Below are 17096 nucleotides of genomic sequence, written 5' to 3'. Positions count from 1 at the left end.
AAGGCTAAATAAATAATTAAAATAATTATATTAAATAATTTTATAATAAAAATGTTGTAAATGTTGTTTTGATGCGTCATAATATATTATCCAATATCAATTAAGGTGGAAACAGACATGACACAAAGTGAGAATTTAAAAATCGCTCAAAAAGGCGCATATCTTAGTTTAATTGTTTATATCATTCTGTCTATAGTAAAGTATTTTGTTGGTTATGTATATGACTCAGCAGCAGTAAGAGCGGATAGTTTAAATAATATGACGGATATTATCGTTTCGCTAGCTGTAATTATAGGATTGAAAATTTCAATAAAACCTGCGGATAAAAATCATCCATACGGTCATTTAAAATCAGAAAATATTTCCACACTGCTTGTTTCATTTATTATCATGTTTGTTGGTATTCAAGTTGTTATAGAAAATTTCCCTCGAATTTTTTCAGGAGCACATGCAACACCAAATGCAATCACGATTTATGTCAGTGTTATCAGTGGTGTCATCATGATCATAGTCTTCTTTATTAATCAAAAATTAGCTAAACGTACAAATAGTAGTTCTCTAAATTCTGCAGCAAAAGATAACTTGTCTGATGCTTTGGTCAGTATTGGTACGGCTATTGGCTTAGTATTTACACAAATCGGCTTTCCAATTGTGGATATCATATTAGCGACAATCTTAGGCCTACTTATAATATATACAGGCTTTGGAATTTTTAAAGAATCTATCTTCACTTTGAGCGATGGATTCAATGAGCAAGAATTAGAAGCATATAAAAATTATGTCTTAGAAATAGAAGAGGTTATTGATGTTCAGTCAATTAAAGGTCGATATCATGGCAGTAGCATCTTTGTAGATGTCACTATTGTAGTGGAATCTGATTTATCTTTGGAAGAAGCTCATCATATTTGTGACAAAGTAGAACATCACATGCATGAAAAAGGTATTTCTTCAGTTTATGTACATCCAGAACCTGTTTCCATACAATGAAAAATGAGCGTGTCAATATGTGACTTGACTGTAAAAGCGTTTGAGATCTAAATATTCATATTTTAACTATCAGTTATTTTGTATATAAAAATGATGTTATCAAAATCAGTTATGCTCTTACAAAGGTATTTATTGCATTCGTGAGTAGCTTTAAATACAGGCCTAATTAGAATCAATAATGATTTGATGTCATCGTAAAAAAACAGCAATTTCTATTGTAATAAAATAGAAATTGCTGTTTTCATTAGTCTAAGTTATTTATTTTAAAGTCACTCTCGTGACATGATACTTACCACCAACCGTTAGCTAAACGGAAGTCAATTGCTGCATCTATTGAACCATAACGGTCTTCAGCATATTTAATCATACCTTTAGTTTGTTCTTCAACTGAGCCTGTTCCCCAAGCTTCTTTCGTTTGTCCTAAACCTCTATATCCTAATTCATTTACTGCATCAGGATTACCACTTGATTCAGGCATTACAATATTGTCCCATAATGCTTTAGTTCCACCAGCTTCGATAAATTGGCTGTATACATCGCTATTAGATTGAGATGATTGTTGTACTGGTGTTTCTGCAGCATCCGCTGTTGATGTTACGCCGTATCCAGTAGCTGCAATTGTAATTGATGCGAAAGATGCTAATAATAATTTTTTCATAGTTTAAAAATCCTCCTAATGAATGTACCTGTCTGTTTTAATATAATGAACAGGTTTGTGTTCTAATTTGTTTAAAGTACTATTTATTTAATTTACTGCCTTATTTGCTTTGCTTTTTTTCAACGATTACAACTATAACACCTAATTTTATAACGTAGGTTACAGTAAAATAAAAAGAAAGTATCTTTTGTGAATAAAGGACTACAATTATTTCAAAAGCTATTGTAAATTGTTATAATTTTAATATATCAAAGCAAAGACGACAGCATAAATGCGATTATTAAAGTATTTATGGGATATGTTGTGCATATGCGAATTGTAATATTACTGTAAATATCGCAAAAAATTTAATTTCACTTAATGAAAGAAGGAATATTATGCCAAAATTAATTTTATGTAGACATGGACAAAGTGTGTGGAATGCAGAAAACTTATTTACAGGATGGGCAGATGTTGATCTATCAGAACAGGGCGAAAATGAAGCCATAACATCTGGTGAAAAATTAAAAGCACAAGGCATTGAAATCGATATAGTTTATACATCTCTACTCGAACGTGCGATTAAAACAACTTATCACTTATTAAATGAATCTAATCAATTATTTATTCCTATAATTAAATCTTGGAGATTAAATGAAAGACATTATGGTGGTTTACAAGGACTAAATAAAGATGATGCACGTAAAAAGTTTGGTGAAGATCAAGTACATATTTGGAGACGTTCATATGATGTTGCACCGCCAAAACAAGATGAAGCACAACGAGAAGGTTATTTAAATGACCGTAAATATGAACATTTGGATAGACGTGTCATGCCTGAATCTGAAAGCCTAAAAGATACGTTAGTAAGAGTGATACCGTATTGGAACGATCAAATTTCTCAACAACTTTTAGATGGTAAAACAGTGTTAGTATCAGCTCATGGTAATTCATTACGTGCATTGATTAAGTATTTAGAGAATGTTTCTGATGAAGATATCGTTGGATATGAAATTAAAACAGGTGCACCATTAATATATGAACTTACAGATGACTTACAAGTTATAGACAAATATTACTTATAATTGAAAGTAATAGTAAATAGCCTTTAAAAAGCAAACCAGTCAGAAAAAATAATTTTAATAAGAGTTTGTAGTAGTAGGGTACCAAGGATAGCTAATCAAATAGGTTATCTAAAGGAAGATAATTATTATGCATATGTTTAAAAGAGTCTGAGACAAAAATAGATGTCTTAGACTCTTTTAATTGTGGAAAAAATAGTTGGATATTAAAAATAACGTGGCATGTTTAAAATGACAGCGACATGCTATGAAGATAAATTATTTACTACGCTTATGTTGTTGAATAATTTTGCGTGCGCGTTTACGTGTTTTGATATTAGGACTATTTAAATTTCTACGTGCTGTTTGTAAGTCTAATTTCATACATAAAACCTCCTTTATAGAAATTGATTATGAATTAAAAAGTACGTTTTGTAAATAGTAATTATTACGATTTAAAATTAATTTTTTATCTAATAACCTAATTTGTAAAAATCACCATTTTTTTGAGTTATTTTAATGTCAGATAAACATTTTATATGTATAATGCATAAATGCGACAAATAAATGTGCTAAAGACGAATGTGTAAATAGGAGATAAAAATGACTCAAAAAACAAAAATAATTATGATTCTAATGATGTTGTTTGGTGGTTTCTTTGGACTATTAAATGAAACACTGTTAACAACGGCATTACCGAGTATAATGAAAGATTTTGATATAGATTATACGCAAGTACAATGGCTTACAACTGCCTTTTTATTAACAAACGGCATTGTTGTTCCGTTATCAGCAATGATTATACAACGTTTTTCAACAAGACAAGTTTTCTTAACTGCAATTTTTATATTCTTTATCGGTACAATCATTGCAGGATTTAGTCCGAATTTTACGGTTTTATTATGTGCAAGAATTGTGCAGGCAATGGGATCAGGTATTATGATGCCATTAATGATGACTACAATTTTAGATATTTTCGAACCACATGAACGTGGTAAATACATGGGTACCTTTGGTTTAGTTATCGGTTTAGCGCCTGCCATTGGTCCAACGCTTTCAGGTTATTTAGTGGAGTATTTTGATTGGCGTTCACTATTTCATGTCGTTGCGCCGATTGCAGCGCTAACATTTCTTGGTGCGATAAAATTTGTGAAAAATGTTGGTACCAACAGGAAAGCGCCTATTGATATATTATCTATAGCCTTGTCAGTCTTAGGCTTTGGTGGTTTACTTTATGGGACAAGTTCTTTATCTCGAGATGGATGGAATGATCCTGTTGTACTGACAACAGTTATTGGCGGCTTAATATTAGTCGTGTTATTCATTTTCCGTCAAACAAGATTAGAAACCCCGTTACTTGATTTTTCAGTATTTAAAAATAGTCAATTTGCAGTGGGAATTGTTATCATGGCCTTTACGATGATTGCTATGATAGGTTCGGAAACAGTATTACCAATGTTTGTGCAAAATATTATGAAAGATACAGCATTACAGTCTGGTTTAATATTATTACCTGGTGCAATTGTGATGGGTATTATGTCAGTAGCTTCAGGTTTCCTATATGAAAAATATGGTGCAAAAATACTTGCATTTATAGGTATGCTGATTGTCGTTGTAACAAGTTCATACTTTATATTTATGGATGAAAACACATCATCAGCTATATTAGCGACAATTTACGCTATTAGAATGATTGGTATAGCACTTGGTTTAATGCCACTTATGACGCATACAATGAACCAATTGTCACGAGAGATGAATGCGCATGGCTCATCTATGACTAATACAGTTCAACAGATATCAGCTTCCATAGGGACGGCAGGTTTAATAACAATTATGAGTCAAGTAGCAAAAGACTTTTCACCTAATATGAGTGATTATAAAGGAATGGGTAAAAAAGAAATGGCAATGCAAATACAACATGAAGCATTGTTAAGCGGTTATCACGCAGCATTTTGGTTTGCTGTAATCATTTCTATTATCAGTTTAATCAGTGTATTTATGCTTAAAAGTAAACGTAAAATAAATCAAGAGCAACAAGAACTCGAACAACAACAAAGCAAATAATTATTAAAAGACCGAAACTGTCTGCAGCGTGTATGTTGCCGACAGTTTTTATATTATTATCGAGCAAGACGAATTTAGTGTTTTAAATGACAGGATTATGGTATTTTTAATGTTACATCATAAGATTTATAGGAAAAGGGTGAAAGGCTTTATAGAACATTCGATGGGCTTATATGAAGAACCATTTCGGTTAGTAAGTAATAGTACAAAAACTGTAGAAGTTAGATTGAATGATGAGAAAAGACAAGCAGTGCAAATAGGCGATTTCATAGAATTTACTAATTTAGCAACAGGTGAACAAGTGAAGGTGAAAGTGGATAATGTTAAAGTGTACGATTCGTTCCAAGCATTACTACAACATTATTCAAATAAAGAAGTAGGTTTTAGTGATGAGATGCAATTATCTCAAAAATTAGCATCTATCTATCAAATATATAATCAAACTGACGAACTTCATTTGGGTGCATTAGCAATTGAAATACATTTAGTTCCATAATAGAGAAATGTATTTTGTAAAAGCATAACTTAGTACATGAAAAAAGGTTTAGGACATTAAAACATGTCCTAAACCTTTTTTATTTCATAGTTACACAATGAGGCTATAATTTTCCAATTCGTTTTCCTAGTTTGTAGAGTAATGGTTTGATTGGCTTAACAAAATCTCCAATATATTCTTCAACATCTGCATTGAAGCCTTTTTTGAACTGTTGAACGCCATAATCAATGGCGTCTTCACTAAAGTCACCAGTGATCCCGTAAAAATTATAACGATCGATATTGTGATTCTTTGCAAATTTAATCATTTCCCATTGCAGCTTATAAGCACCCATAAAGGCATTATAGTCTGGATTAGAACCACTAGATAAATAATATACTTCATAATCATTATAAATATAGATAGCAGCTGCTAAGTCTAAGACTGGGCCATCCGTCGTAATTGTCTTATTAGTATCATCAATTTTGCGTTGTGTACTGACAATTTGTTGATTAAGTTGTGTTTGTTTCGTTTTTTGTTTTTTAGAATTTGGACTTTCTTGTAATGCAGCTTCCACGTCTTTCATTTGATGATTTAATGTGTCTAGTTTTTGTTTAAGGCCGTTAACGTATTCGCTTAAATCAATATATGCTAATTGTATTGAAGCAAAGCTCTGATAATCTTTTTGTAATTGTTCAAAGTATGGTTCGTCACGGAAGCTGAAGCCATGTTTTTCTTCAGCCATCTTAAATAGTTTGAAAAAGCGATTGGTTTCTTCTATAGGAAGTTGACGTACTTTAACGCCCATTTCTTCAGTACGTTTGATATTACGTCGCGTTTGGTAATCCATTTCTTTAAGTAATTGTTGTTCTGATTTGTCTTTTAAATCTAAGACAGATAGCCAACGTATTTGGCTCGTTTTTGAATAACCTACAGGATAACCTTGATGTTTATAACCTAGTTTTTCTAAAGTGCTTATAAGCATACGATTATCGTAAGATTTCTTGATTTCGCCATCAGCATTTCTCAAGTTTTCTAAGATATACGGATCAAGTAATACGTATAGGCAATTATGTTGTTTAAGATATTTTGTTAATTCGCTAAAGTAAAAATCAACTAGTGACAAATTGGTATAGTCTAAGATAGGTCCACGTTGACTATAAAAATATTTAAAGAATTTTAGCGCGCGTGCTTCTGTAAACATACCAGCAGCAATGACTTCGCCATTGTCGTCTTTAACACCTAACAAGTGTGCATTGTATTGAGCTTCATAATTAACACGTGATTGTGTGTAATGTGAAAAGTGATTTTGTGTGAATGTTTGGAATTCTTCAGGGGTAAGATTCACAAAGAACATATATTTTGCCTCCTTAAATGGCAACGTTTATTTTGAAATTGAGTTGGACAACTTATAAGTAGTATACCAAATTTACTATTAAATACCATGTTTTACAAAAAAACAGATTGTAATATTAAAAATATTTTTATTAAATAGTGTATCACATTGGTAGGCTATATACTTTAAAAATACTATAGTACATTTTGCTAATTCAGTGTATGATATTACTTACGGTTATAATGTATATCAAAGTATTTAATTTAAAAAGAGGATTGTTTTAGGAGTGAAATAAAGTATGAAAAAGATTATAACGCTAATTGTCATCTCTACATTAATGATTGCTGGGTGTAGTAGTGGTAAATATGCAGATAAAATAGATAAAGCAGTAAATAAACAACAACATTATCAGAAAAAACTTGCAGAACAACACAAAGGTGATATTGAACGCAAATTTGACAAAAAAGATGCCAATATATATGTATATGAAAAAGGCAAATTTGTAATCATTGCCTATAAACCTATTAAGAATGATGAAGAGATTCATTATTATGCTTATGAATATAAAGATGGTAAAACAACATTTAAAAAAGATTTTAATTCAAAAGGCTATATACAGAAACATGACCCAGACTATAAAGAAGAAAATATGGATTTAGACGAATAACGAGTAAATGAAATTGAGGTGTAATAAATGAAAAAAGCATGGTTATCAATCGTGCTAGTGCTTACACTTGTATTAGCAACTGCTTGTACCAACCCAGAAGATACACATAAAGATGATAAAACAACGTCTGATGGGAAAATAAAGATTATTGAGTATGGAGATTTTAAGTGCCCATATTGTAAAAAAGTCGAAAAAAATGTAATGCCAAAATTGAAAAAGCACTATATTGATACAGATAAAGTGGACTATCAATTTGTTAATATGGCATTTTTAGGTGATGATTCTATTATTGGTTCAAGAGCAGGTCATGCTGTACAAAGGCTAGCACCAGAACAATATTTAAAATTTCAAGAATTAATGTTTAAACAACAACCTAATTCAGAAAAAGCATGGATTACAAATCAAATAGTTGATCAACAAATAGATAAACTTAAAATTAATACGACGCTTAAAAAAGAAATCAAAGACGACTATAAACAAGAAAACAGTAAATCTTGGGTAGCTGCAAAAAAGGATCAAAAGCAATATAAAGATAACCATATTGAAACAGCGCCTACTGTTTTCGTCCATGGCCAAAAAGTAGAAGATCCTTATGATTTTGAGAATTACAAAAAAATATTAGAAAAAGAGTAGAAATTTAACTAAAAGTTGAAATGAGCACAGACAAGTATAATCACATTTTTGATTTTACTTGTCTGTGTTTTTTCTCGGCATTAAATCGTAATAATTACGAAAATTTTATATTTAGTATTGTTTTTATGGGGAAGAAAGCATATAATTATAAATCGTAACAATTACTATTTAGGAGGTTTTAAAATTGAAACAAATTACATACATTAGTATTATGGTTCTGGCATTCATGGTAGTTCTAGCCGGTTGTGGAAAAGGAGAGTCCGATAATACAAAATCGAATGAAAAAATAAAAATAAATACAACTGTTTTCCCTTTGAAGTCATTTGCTGAACAAATAGGTGGTAAACACGTAGAGGTGAATTCTATCTACCCAGCTGGAACAGATTTACATAATTACGAACCTACACAAAAAGATATAATTAATGCATCAAAAGCGGACTTATTTCTATATACTGGTGATAATTTAGATCCAGTTGCTAAAAAAGTAGCAAGTACAATTAAAAAAGATGATAAAAAATTAGCACTTGAAGATAAATTAGATAAATCTCAATTGCTTACGGACCAACATAGTCATGAGGAAGAAGGACATGACCATGATGAACATCACCATCATGGCGGATACGATCCTCATGTTTGGTTAGATCCTAAATTTGATCAGACATTTGCTAAAGAGATTAAAGATGAACTAATTAAGAAGGATCCTAAACACAAGAAAACATATGAAAAAAACTATGAAAAATTAAATAAAGATTTAATAGCAATAGATAAAGATTTGAAATCTATTACTGAAAATAAAGAAGGTAATACGATATTTATATCTCATGAATCTATTGGATATCTTGCAGAAAGATATGATTTTGTTCAAAAAGGTGTACAAAATATGAATGCTGAAGATCCTTCACAAAAATCATTGTCGAACATTGTGAAAGAAATTAAAGATTCTGGAGCTAAATACATTTTTTATGAAGATAATGTATCAAATAAAGTGACAGACACAATACGTAAAGAAACAGAGGCAAAACCTTTAAAATTTTATAATATGGAATCTTTAAATAAATCGCAGCAACAAGATCATAAGTTGAGTTATCAATCATTGATGAAGAAAAATATTACAAATATGGATAAAGCATTGAGTGATTCTATTCAAACTGAAGACGATAAGGAACAGAGTAAATATGATAAAGCGATTTCTGACGGTTATTTTAAAGATAGCCAAGTTAAAGATAGAACATTGGGTGATTATAAAGGCAACTGGCAATCAGTTTATCCTTACTTAAAAGATGGTACTTTGGATGAAGTTATGGAACATAAAGCAGAAGATGATGATTCCATGTCTGCTAAAGCATATAAGTCATATTATGAAAAAGGTTATAAAACAGATATAAGTCATATTACTATTTCAAACGATACAATAACGTTTGAAAAAGATGGTAAAAAAGAAACTGGGAAATATGTATATGATGGCAAAGATATTTTAAAATATGAAAAAGGTAACAGAGGTGTGAGATATACTTTTAAATTAGTAGATCAAAATAGTCATTTACCTAAATATGTACAGTTCAGTGATCATAATATTGCACCGAAAAAAGCTGCACATTTCCATATTTTTATGGGCAATAATAAAGATAAGATTTTAAAAGAATTAGATAATTGGCCAACATATTATCCAAATTCGTTAAATAGCGAGGAAATTAAAGAGGAAATGTTAGCTCATTAAGAATGATAATTTTCAATAAACCTTCACAATTGTTTGAATCTTCAAATGAATACTTTATTCAGAAATGGGAATAATGAATTTAGAAGAAAATATTTAAGCTTTTTGTTTGATGTATTTTATATACTTGGTATAATAAATGTATCAATAAAACTTATAATACTTTGGAGGTATAGTGATAATGACAAAATTTAATTTCGATGCAGCACATTCAGTAGTAGAATTTTCAGTAAAACATTTAATGATTTCAAATATTAAAGGTAGATTTACAGAGTTTGATGCAAATATTGATGGCGACATTAACGATTTAAGTACAATTAAAGGTGATTTTACAATTAATGCGAGCTCTATTGATACACGTGTAGATGATCGTGATGCGCATTTACGTAGTGGAGATTTCTTAGATGTAGAAAATAATCCAGAAATCAAATTTGAAATTACTAAAGTAGATGAAAAATCAATCACAGGTAATGTAACAATTAAAGGCGAAACGAATGAAGAAACTTTTGACTTATCATATGAAGGCCAAAGTAAAAACCCAATGAACGGTGCAACAACGGTTGGATTTATTGTTAACGGTTCAATTAACCGCGAAAAATATGGTATCACGTTCAACCAAGCACTTGAAACTGGTGGCGTAATGATTGGTAAAGATGTGAAATTCCAAGTGAGTTTAGAATTCGCATTAGAAGACTAAACTATATAAAAAACTACTAGATTATCGAGTAGGTTCAGACTGCCGACAAAGTCTTTGACTTTGTCGGCAGTTTTTTTGTGCACGCTTTCCGTTGGCACTGCCATAACCTGTAGTCTTCGGCTAGTGCTTTTCCCGTAGGAGTCGGTCCAAATAAATGCCAATACATTAAAAACATGAGAATATCTAAATTAAAAAGCCATAATGTTTATTACATTGAATTACGCAAACGATATAAAAATAGACCAAACTAACACAAAATTAATGTAGTAGCTTGGTCTATATTTGAAACAAATTGTTAATCGAGTAGCTTTTTATATTTAATTATTGTCGGTTGATTTTTTGTCACGATAATATTGTACAACAATATAAGCAATGAAAGATAAAGAGATAATTGTTAATACAATAGATGAAATGATTAAGAAATTTTTATTAGAGTAATCGCCGCCAGTAAATATCCTGCTTATTATGTTAGGCAGACATAAGATTAAAATAAGACCAGCAAAATATTTTTTCTTTAATAGCAAGCAAATGGCCATTGTTAGTAATAAAAGTATTATGCAATAATAAAATTAGTAGTTTGATTAGGTGACCAAAAAATAAATATTGGATAATGTCGTAATAAATACTCACTTAATATATAAATACCGAAGACGATAGCTGATGAAAAACCAACAGCAATATAAGTCTTTTTACTATCTCCCCATGTCATAATTAATTTTTTAATGACAAATAATATAAGTACGAAAGAACCTATAAATATAAATAGTATATAAAGCATGAGCGCTAACGTTAGTTAAAATGAGTTATCAAGCATCCTAGGAATGACTACCATAATAATCATGAAAGAAATGAAATAAAATATATATTTATAAATACCTTGTGTTAAATTTAGTTCCTTTGAAAATGTGTCGGCATAGTTTTTTATAGGTGTATTCAATAAGTCATCGACATTTTCGTTTTGTGCTTCAGCAGTGGTAATATGGTCACGTAATTCTTCTTCAATCGCGTTAACATCTTTTTCGTTTTTACCACGAAATAATAATTCGATACGCAGCTTTAGTAAAAAATCTTCAGCTTTTTTAGTTAACATCGTTTACACTCCTCATCAAATTATTCATACCATTATTCAAATAATGCCAATTTGCTTTAAATTGATTTAATTCATTTTTACCAGTATCAGTAATTGAGTAATATTTACGTTTAGGTCCACCAGTCATCGATTTTTTAGAAACACTTGTAACATAACCTTTTTTATTTAAGCGTAATAATACTGGATAAATACTGCCATCACTGATTTCTGGAAATTGTTGTGATTTTAATTTGTCTAATATTTCATAGCCATATGTTTCGCCTTGTGCAATTAAACCTAAAATAGCTCCATCTAACAATCCTTTCATCATTTGATCAGATATTGACATATAATCCCTCTTTTCACTATCTTATAATAAAAGATAGTATAAATTTTGATTAAGGTCAACTATCTTTCAATAAAAGATAGTTGTTTAAAAATTAATCACTTTTTAAATTGGGTATAGCTATTAAAAAGAAGGGGTTGATAAAATGACGATAGATTTACCTAAAATAGGGAAACCAGCGACGAATGCATTACACCATATAGGGGTAAAAACATTAGAAGATGTTGCTGGATATGATAGAACGACATTATTAGCAATACATGGTGTAGGACCGAAAGCAATGGATATATTGGAAGATAATTTGAAAAAACATAACATGAATTTTAAAGAGGATATTGGATTTGATGTGCCATTTAACTTAACTGGTGATTTGAAATGTGATAACGCACCTAAGAGAAGAGTCATGCTAGATTTTTTAATTGGCTCAGCACTTGTGGATAAAGACAAATTGCAAGCGATCGTTGCAGAGGACTTTAAATGGGAAGTAGTAGACGCATTTCAATTAACTGGATTTGACGCATTTTATCAAGAGCTTGAAGACCACAAAGAAACTATTGTATCCATAGATGTGAAAATGAATATAAGTCACGGTAAATCTGGTGCATTGCATGGTACGCAGATTTTGGAAAATGGTACAACGATTTATTTTGCTGATATGTTTGAATTTACAAGTCACCGTAAAGATGCCAAAGTTAAATCAATAACATCATATATAATAATGAATGAAGGAGAATCATAAATGAGTGTAAAAATTGTAGAAAATAACATCATATTTACGAGGGAATTTAAAACTACTGCAGAACAAATTTTTAAAGCATATACAGACCAAAATTTATTTGAAAAATGGTTTCACCCACAAGGTGCCACTACAGAAGTGTATGAATTTGATGTACAAACGGGTGGGAATGCCTTTTTTGCTATACGCGCACCACAAGGTACGAGCTATACTGTAACGCAATATAACGAAGTGATACAACCCACGCTGATTGATTATAATGATTATTTTGCAGATAAAGATGGTAATATTGATCAAAAAATGGCTGGTATGCACAATACGATTCATATTGAAGATAACGATAATGGTGTAGCAAAACTTACTTCAGTTGCTGTATTACCCGACCCTAAAGCGGCACAACAATTATTAGATATGGGTGTCGAAGAAGGTATGAATAGTACGTTTGATAACTTAGAGACATTATTAGAAACTTTATAACAGTAAAACTTCAAAAAAATGTTGGAATTGGCATAGTAATCATTTAGCGTTTTTCGATATAATAGTATTGAAAAGAGGTGTGTGTATTGAATAAACGTTACATGAAAGTACTTGGTTTGTATTCATTTAGTACATTAATTCCTACACTATTATTAAATGAAAAAACCTTAAGTAGTCATACATTTAAATGGTTCTTACGTACATTAGCTGGATATGGTATTTTTGCCTATGGTCTACATTTTTTAAGTAAATTTAAACAATAATACTATAGTTGTTTAACCAAAAAGGGGAGGGGCAGAAATCAAATTTTCTAATAGAGATTTCGTACTCCCACCTATGCAATCAAGGCAACGATGACTTGTATAAAGGTTCACCTGAACTAATGCTCATGTATATGTCTTTCTAGAAATTTCATGTGGTATATAGGCTTTGGCTTATGCATTAGAGCGTCTCGTTTCCATGGGAATGGAAAAATCATTTCTTTAAACAAGTGAGTCTTTATATTTTAAGTCAGTCATCTACTGCCTAATTGAAAACAGCCTGAGACATCTATTTTGTCTCAGGCTGTTTTATTTATCATATTGATTGAGGGACTCACCATTTGTTTTAATCACATTACGGTACCAATCAAAGGAAGCTTTTTTCTTACGTTCTAAAGTACCATGTCCTTCATTATCTCTATCTACATAAATGAGACCATAACGTTTTTTCATTTCTCCAGTTGTAAATGAAATAATATCAATGATTCTCCATGGTGTATAACCCATTAAAAAGTAAGTTACGTAAGCATTTTTAAAAATGATCAATGACCGATTGGATTGTATACGTGTTTAGTTTATTAATTATGGTTGTATCAACTTCACTATAAATTTCATCTAGCGCATGGCTAATATTTTTACCTACATGACAATGTTGATTGGTATCTTTATGAATTTTTGCGAAATGCATTGTTTCTGAAAAGATAAGCTGGTATAGGTCGCCTAAGTGAATCTCATTTGCGGAAGAAGATAGACTGTATCCCGAGATACCTTGACTACTTTGAATATAATGACCGTCTCTTAAATAACGACATATTTTACGAACTAGTGTGGCATTACTATTGATGCTATCTGCTATATATTGACTAGACACTGGTTCTTTTTCAGTGGCTAATAGTGTAAGAATGTGTATGGACACAGAAAATTGAGTGTTCAAGATTAAGACTCCTTTTGCTAGTGCTTGTGTAAATTTTAGTTACAAGTAGAGTTTACGATATATTATTTAAACGTGCAATGTATTAATTTAATAAAATGTTCTAAAACGACTATTAAGTATAGGTATAAACTCTTATAATAATATTGTTAGGAAAATTTGATTTTTTAAAAATTGATAAGGGGTGCGAATGATTTATGGTTGATAATGGCAAGTCTATAAACGATACATATACGTCAAAAGAAACAATTGAAAATATTAATAATCAAGTACAAATGAAAGAAGTCATGTTTAGTCAAACTCCAGGACGCTATGCACTAAAATCCATTATGTCAGGATTTCTATTAGCTATTGTTACAGTATTTATGCTAGGTATCAAAACACAATTTGCAGGAACGAATGAAGGTTTAGTGAATCTGATGGGCGCCATTTCTTTTAGTTTAGCATTGGTGTTGATTGTGTTAACTAATTCAGAATTATTAACTAGTAATTTTATGTATCTGACAGTGGGATGGTATTATAAAATCATTGGTATGAATAAAGCGTTAGGTATTATGTTGGTTTGTTTCTTATTTAATATAATCGGTGGTTTTATACTTTTTGCATTAATGAAATTCACACCTATTATGACACCAGAAATGATCAGTAGCTTAACTAGTATGGTCGACGGCAAAACCATTGATAGTAGTTGGTATGCGATTTTAGTAAAAGCGATTTTTTGTAATTTCTTTATTAATATCGGCATCTATGTATCAATTCAATTTAAAGATGGTTTATCCAAAGCATTTTTCATCGCTTGTGGAGTGATTGTATTTGTATTTATGGGATACGAGCATGTTGTGTTTAATGCTGGGTTGTATTCAGGTATGGTTTTTTATGATTTCGACGCGGTAGCATGGTTACATGTATTGAAAAATATTGTCTGCGCGTTTATTGGTAATTTTATCGGTGGAGGTATTTTCGTAGGTTTAGTTTATGCATATTTGAATGGTAGAAGGGATAGTTGGCATAGTAAATCATAAAATGAGCATCTATGAAAACAGTTAGTATCTCTAAAATTTAATCAATAGTGCTATAACTGATTGATTTACAAATACATAATGTATACACAATAGCTTTAACACTTGTGACGCTATAAACAGCAATTAATGTTGACGTAGATTCACGAAAACATGATAGCAAAGTGTGATTGCTTTGCCTTCACGTATGTATTGGATCTATATTCTAAAACATATCAATTGACTCGATTATAAAGAAGACATATTGTATTTATATAATTTAAAAGTAAGTTTATGAAAATCATTTTATTTTAATGACTTAATAAGCTTGGGAATGATAGGAGTGACAACATGTCTGATTACAATATAAGAATTGCAACAGAGTCAGATGCAGAAGCGCTACAACAACTTATGCATGAGGCTTTTACACCATTAAGAGAATTGGGAATTGATTGGCCATCTGTCAATGCTGATTTAGCTTTGGTAAAAGATAATCTAACAAAAAATACTACATTTGTATTAGAAGATGATAAAGAAATCATTTCAACTATAACAGTGCGTTTTCCATGGGAAAGTAAACGACGTATTTCCATATATCCATTTGTGTGGTGGTTTGCAACTAAGCCTTCATATGATGGTAAAGGGATAGGTAGTAAATTGTTAAAATATGTAGAAGAAACATTTTTACGAGATACACTTAAAGTACCAGCTGTAACTTTAGGTACCTCAGCCCGTAAACACCCGTGGCTTCTAGATATTTATAAAAAACGTGGATATGAAATTTATGATGAACATGAAAGTGAAGATGGCGATTTAGGTGTTATCATGAGAAAAGTACTTATACCAGAAAGATTCGATGAAGATGTGTTGGGAAAACCACCATTCCATTAATAAATATATGAATCAGGGAATCCTTTTATTAGTTGAATAAGAGGATTCCTTTTTTGATGATTTTATATAAGATAAAACTGATAAACACAACAAATGATATCGAAATCGCATTTAGGTTTACTTTTAATTTTATAAAGAAATAAACCTTAATTTTTCCAATGATTAGCAATTACATTTAACTATACAAAAGTTGCTTTTTAAATGAGATTTTGATCAATTATGCATTAAAGAAATGTATTAATAATAGAAATTAATTTACTTCAATATAAAATATATTATCTTATATATACAGTTATTTATAATTTTTGCGGAAATTATTAACAAGGGATGTAGTTTCACAAAAAATAATTTAGAGGTGATTTTTTGAAGAAAAACAATATCCAAAAAAATGGTAATTCGAGGCAAAGATTCAGTATAAGAAAATATTCTATCGGCACAGTATCTGTATTAGCGGCTACATTTTTTATTGCTAGCGGAAATGTGTCATTTGCAAGTGAATCTTCAAGTAATGAATTAAAGAATGAACAAACTTCAGCGAAAGACGAGTCAAATCGTCCAATATCGCCGTCAGTTACAAATGAAAACGCAAGTAGTGTTACTGATGTCAAATCAACGGATGACCAAACAAAAAATCTTCAAGCACAACCACAAGATGAATCTCAAAATACAAACCAATCACAAGCTAACAATGATAGCTCAAATACGTCTACAAAAGTAGAGTCTAAATCTCAACAACCACCAATTAATCAAGAAAATTCGACCGAAGATATAAAGACGGAAAAATTCCTGAATCAAACCAAAACAATGATAATCAAGAAAAGAAAGAAGATAGCAATAAAGTAGAAGATGAAAATTCAGAAAAAACAGAATTTAATCCATCAATAGAACAAATTCAAGCAAAAGATGGTGAATAGGGTACTCCTAATGCATCTGATAAGCATTCATCAGATAATAAAGTTGATACAGGTAAACTAAATGAAAATACAGCAGATAAACAATCAACGGCTGATGAAAATGATAGTGAGATAGACCATCAAGCAAGTTCATCTAATTTAAGTGATGAACAAAAAGAAAAACGTCAATCATGGGAAGTTGAAACTCAAGAAGATTCAAC

General features: G+C 30.6%; 21 protein-coding genes and 1 pseudogene. 14 read left to right on the top strand and 8 right to left on the bottom strand.

Annotated features, from left to right (window positions below; genetic code table 11):
• The first annotated feature begins 117 nt into the window (after positions 1-117).
• Entirely contained in the window at positions 118-987 is an 870-nt protein-coding gene (locus tag ACM595_RS07165; RefSeq protein ID WP_037537742.1) for a cation diffusion facilitator family transporter, read from the top strand.
• A 289-nt stretch (positions 988-1276) separates the two neighbouring features.
• Here the strand turns inward: ACM595_RS07165 and ACM595_RS07160 are convergent, their stop codons facing one another.
• Entirely contained in the window at positions 1277-1645 is a 369-nt protein-coding gene (locus ACM595_RS07160; RefSeq protein WP_002482437.1) for a hypothetical protein, read from the bottom strand.
• A gap of 377 nt (positions 1646-2022) precedes the next feature.
• Between ACM595_RS07160 and ACM595_RS07155 the strand changes: the two genes are divergently transcribed.
• The gene (locus ACM595_RS07155) at positions 2023-2709 is read left to right on the top strand and encodes a 2,3-diphosphoglycerate-dependent phosphoglycerate mutase (protein ID WP_037537744.1); all 687 of its coding nucleotides are present in this window, start codon (positions 2023-2025) and stop codon (positions 2707-2709) included.
• A 255-nt stretch (positions 2710-2964) separates the two neighbouring features.
• On the opposite strand, the gene ACM595_RS07150 is transcribed toward ACM595_RS07155, so the two are convergent.
• Positions 2965-3069: a putative metal homeostasis protein gene (locus ACM595_RS07150; protein ID WP_011302442.1), complete on the bottom strand. Its 105-nt coding sequence runs from the start codon at positions 3067-3069 to the stop codon at positions 2965-2967.
• Positions 3070-3288: 219 nt separating this feature from the next.
• Between ACM595_RS07150 and ACM595_RS07145 the strand changes: the two genes are divergently transcribed.
• Complete coding sequence (locus ACM595_RS07145) at positions 3289-4752, top strand: MDR family MFS transporter (RefSeq protein ID WP_037537746.1); 1464 nt, start codon at positions 3289-3291, stop codon at positions 4750-4752.
• A gap of 163 nt (positions 4753-4915) precedes the next feature.
• On the top strand, positions 4916-5248 hold the full coding sequence (locus ACM595_RS07140; RefSeq protein WP_080588838.1) for an ASCH domain-containing protein: 333 nt from the start codon (positions 4916-4918) through the stop codon (positions 5246-5248).
• A 103-nt stretch (positions 5249-5351) separates the two neighbouring features.
• On the opposite strand, the gene ACM595_RS07135 is transcribed toward ACM595_RS07140, so the two are convergent.
• On the bottom strand, positions 5352-6584 hold the full coding sequence (locus tag ACM595_RS07135) for an aminoacyltransferase (RefSeq protein ID WP_041079235.1): 1233 nt from the start codon (positions 6582-6584) through the stop codon (positions 5352-5354).
• A 277-nt stretch (positions 6585-6861) separates the two neighbouring features.
• Here ACM595_RS07135 and ACM595_RS07130 point away from each other — a divergent pair, with 277 nt between their 5' ends.
• The 4 genes from ACM595_RS07130 (at position 6862) to ACM595_RS07115 (ending at position 10274) form a co-directional block, all read left to right on the top strand.
• Positions 6862-7230, top strand: coding sequence for a cystatin-like fold lipoprotein (locus ACM595_RS07130; protein WP_037537751.1), 369 nt, complete (start codon positions 6862-6864; stop codon positions 7228-7230).
• A 27-nt stretch (positions 7231-7257) separates the two neighbouring features.
• Positions 7258-7863 carry a DsbA family protein gene (locus ACM595_RS07125; RefSeq protein ID WP_002482443.1) on the top strand — a complete coding sequence of 202 codons (606 nt, stop codon included), beginning with the start codon at positions 7258-7260 and terminating at the stop codon, positions 7861-7863.
• A 211-nt stretch (positions 7864-8074) separates the two neighbouring features.
• Positions 8075-9580, top strand: a complete 1506-nt coding sequence (gene adcA, locus ACM595_RS07120) for a zinc ABC transporter substrate-binding lipoprotein AdcA (RefSeq protein ID WP_373995834.1) — start codon at positions 8075-8077, stop codon at positions 9578-9580.
• Positions 9581-9758: 178 nt separating this feature from the next.
• Complete coding sequence (locus tag ACM595_RS07115; RefSeq protein ID WP_002482445.1) at positions 9759-10274, top strand: YceI family protein; 516 nt, start codon at positions 9759-9761, stop codon at positions 10272-10274.
• A 553-nt stretch (positions 10275-10827) separates the two neighbouring features.
• Here ACM595_RS07115 and ACM595_RS07110 read toward each other — a convergent pair.
• The 3 genes from ACM595_RS07110 to ACM595_RS07100 are packed head-to-tail and all read right to left on the bottom strand — an operon-like array spanning position 10828 to position 11692.
• Complete coding sequence (locus tag ACM595_RS07110; protein WP_419744238.1) at positions 10828-11052, bottom strand: hypothetical protein; 225 nt, start codon at positions 11050-11052, stop codon at positions 10828-10830.
• Positions 11053-11067: 15 nt separating this feature from the next.
• The gene (locus ACM595_RS07105; protein ID WP_228160965.1) at positions 11068-11364 is read right to left on the bottom strand and encodes a hypothetical protein; all 297 of its coding nucleotides are present in this window, start codon (positions 11362-11364) and stop codon (positions 11068-11070) included.
• Positions 11354-11692, bottom strand: coding sequence for a PadR family transcriptional regulator (locus tag ACM595_RS07100; RefSeq protein ID WP_041079233.1), 339 nt, complete (start codon positions 11690-11692; stop codon positions 11354-11356). Before ACM595_RS07100 ends, ACM595_RS07105 begins: the two co-directional genes overlap by 11 nt.
• A 142-nt stretch (positions 11693-11834) precedes the next feature.
• Between ACM595_RS07100 and ACM595_RS07095 the strand changes: the two genes are divergently transcribed.
• The 3 genes from ACM595_RS07095 (at position 11835) to ACM595_RS07085 (ending at position 13165) form a co-directional block, all read left to right on the top strand.
• On the top strand, positions 11835-12428 hold the full coding sequence (locus ACM595_RS07095) for a DNA-binding protein (protein WP_069826176.1): 594 nt from the start codon (positions 11835-11837) through the stop codon (positions 12426-12428).
• The gene (locus ACM595_RS07090; protein WP_069821560.1) at positions 12429-12902 is read left to right on the top strand and encodes an SRPBCC family protein; all 474 of its coding nucleotides are present in this window, start codon (positions 12429-12431) and stop codon (positions 12900-12902) included. It begins immediately after the preceding gene.
• Positions 12903-12988: 86 nt separating this feature from the next.
• The gene (locus ACM595_RS07085) at positions 12989-13165 is read left to right on the top strand and encodes a hypothetical protein (RefSeq protein WP_037537755.1); all 177 of its coding nucleotides are present in this window, start codon (positions 12989-12991) and stop codon (positions 13163-13165) included.
• 306 nt (positions 13166-13471) lie between these two features.
• Here the strand turns inward: ACM595_RS07085 and ACM595_RS07080 are convergent.
• Both ACM595_RS07080 and ACM595_RS07075 read right to left on the bottom strand, forming a co-directional pair.
• Positions 13472-13672, bottom strand: a pseudogene (locus ACM595_RS07080) (family 1 glycosylhydrolase); the annotation flags it as partial.
• 22 nt (positions 13673-13694) lie between these two features.
• Complete coding sequence (locus ACM595_RS07075) at positions 13695-14096, bottom strand: Rrf2 family transcriptional regulator (protein WP_011302455.1); 402 nt, start codon at positions 14094-14096, stop codon at positions 13695-13697.
• A 194-nt stretch (positions 14097-14290) separates the two neighbouring features.
• Here ACM595_RS07075 and ACM595_RS07070 point away from each other — a divergent pair, with 194 nt between their 5' ends.
• The 3 genes from ACM595_RS07070 (at position 14291) to ACM595_RS07060 (ending at position 16825) form a co-directional block, all read left to right on the top strand.
• On the top strand, positions 14291-15115 hold the full coding sequence (locus ACM595_RS07070) for a formate/nitrite transporter family protein (RefSeq protein WP_069819737.1): 825 nt from the start codon (positions 14291-14293) through the stop codon (positions 15113-15115).
• Between the two features lie 327 nt (positions 15116-15442).
• Complete coding sequence (locus tag ACM595_RS07065) at positions 15443-15982, top strand: GNAT family N-acetyltransferase (RefSeq protein WP_069826177.1); 540 nt, start codon at positions 15443-15445, stop codon at positions 15980-15982.
• Between the two features lie 363 nt (positions 15983-16345).
• Complete coding sequence (locus ACM595_RS07060; protein ID WP_081327055.1) at positions 16346-16825, top strand: YSIRK-type signal peptide-containing protein; 480 nt, start codon at positions 16346-16348, stop codon at positions 16823-16825.
• Positions 16826-17096: the final 271 nt, after the last annotated feature.

It is taken from the genome of Staphylococcus sp. LKG3-1 (genome assembly GCF_048568385.1).
GTDB lineage: Bacteria > Bacillota > Bacilli > Staphylococcales > Staphylococcaceae > Staphylococcus > Staphylococcus saprophyticus.
The sequence above is the reverse complement of the archived record's forward strand: the minus strand, read 5'-3'. Positions and strand labels throughout refer to the sequence as shown.

Bases quoted from the DNA above. Each gene is read 5' to 3' on its own strand.
- ACM595_RS07095 (WP_069826176.1), top strand. From the start codon at position 11,835: ATGACGATAGATTTACCTAAAATAGGGAAACCAGCGACGAATGCATTA.
- ACM595_RS07090 (WP_069821560.1), top strand. From the start codon at position 12,429: ATGAGTGTAAAAATTGTAGAAAATAACATCATATTTACGAGGGAATTT.
- ACM595_RS07070 (WP_069819737.1), top strand. From the start codon at position 14,291: ATGGTTGATAATGGCAAGTCTATAAACGATACATATACGTCAAAAGAA.
- ACM595_RS07160 (WP_002482437.1), bottom strand. From the start codon at position 1,645: ATGAAAAAATTATTATTAGCATCTTTCGCATCAATTACAATTGCAGCT.
- ACM595_RS07140 (WP_080588838.1), top strand. From the start codon at position 4,916: ATGGGCTTATATGAAGAACCATTTCGGTTAGTAAGTAATAGTACAAAA.
- ACM595_RS07135 (WP_041079235.1), bottom strand. From the start codon at position 6,584: ATGTTCTTTGTGAATCTTACCCCTGAAGAATTCCAAACATTCACACAA.
- ACM595_RS07150 (WP_011302442.1), bottom strand. From the start codon at position 3,069: ATGAAATTAGACTTACAAACAGCACGTAGAAATTTAAATAGTCCTAAT.
- ACM595_RS07110 (WP_419744238.1), bottom strand. From the start codon at position 11,052: ATGCTTTATATACTATTTATATTTATAGGTTCTTTCGTACTTATATTA.
- ACM595_RS07155 (WP_037537744.1), top strand. From the start codon at position 2,023: ATGCCAAAATTAATTTTATGTAGACATGGACAAAGTGTGTGGAATGCA.
- ACM595_RS07115 (WP_002482445.1), top strand. From the start codon at position 9,759: ATGACAAAATTTAATTTCGATGCAGCACATTCAGTAGTAGAATTTTCA.
- adcA (WP_373995834.1), top strand. From the start codon at position 8,075: ATGGTTCTGGCATTCATGGTAGTTCTAGCCGGTTGTGGAAAAGGAGAG.
- ACM595_RS07105 (WP_228160965.1), bottom strand. From the start codon at position 11,364: ATGTTAACTAAAAAAGCTGAAGATTTTTTACTAAAGCTGCGTATCGAA.
- ACM595_RS07125 (WP_002482443.1), top strand. From the start codon at position 7,258: ATGAAAAAAGCATGGTTATCAATCGTGCTAGTGCTTACACTTGTATTA.
- ACM595_RS07130 (WP_037537751.1), top strand. From the start codon at position 6,862: ATGAAAAAGATTATAACGCTAATTGTCATCTCTACATTAATGATTGCT.
- ACM595_RS07100 (WP_041079233.1), bottom strand. From the start codon at position 11,692: ATGTCAATATCTGATCAAATGATGAAAGGATTGTTAGATGGAGCTATT.
- ACM595_RS07065 (WP_069826177.1), top strand. From the start codon at position 15,443: ATGTCTGATTACAATATAAGAATTGCAACAGAGTCAGATGCAGAAGCG.
- ACM595_RS07165 (WP_037537742.1), top strand. From the start codon at position 118: ATGACACAAAGTGAGAATTTAAAAATCGCTCAAAAAGGCGCATATCTT.
- ACM595_RS07145 (WP_037537746.1), top strand. From the start codon at position 3,289: ATGACTCAAAAAACAAAAATAATTATGATTCTAATGATGTTGTTTGGT.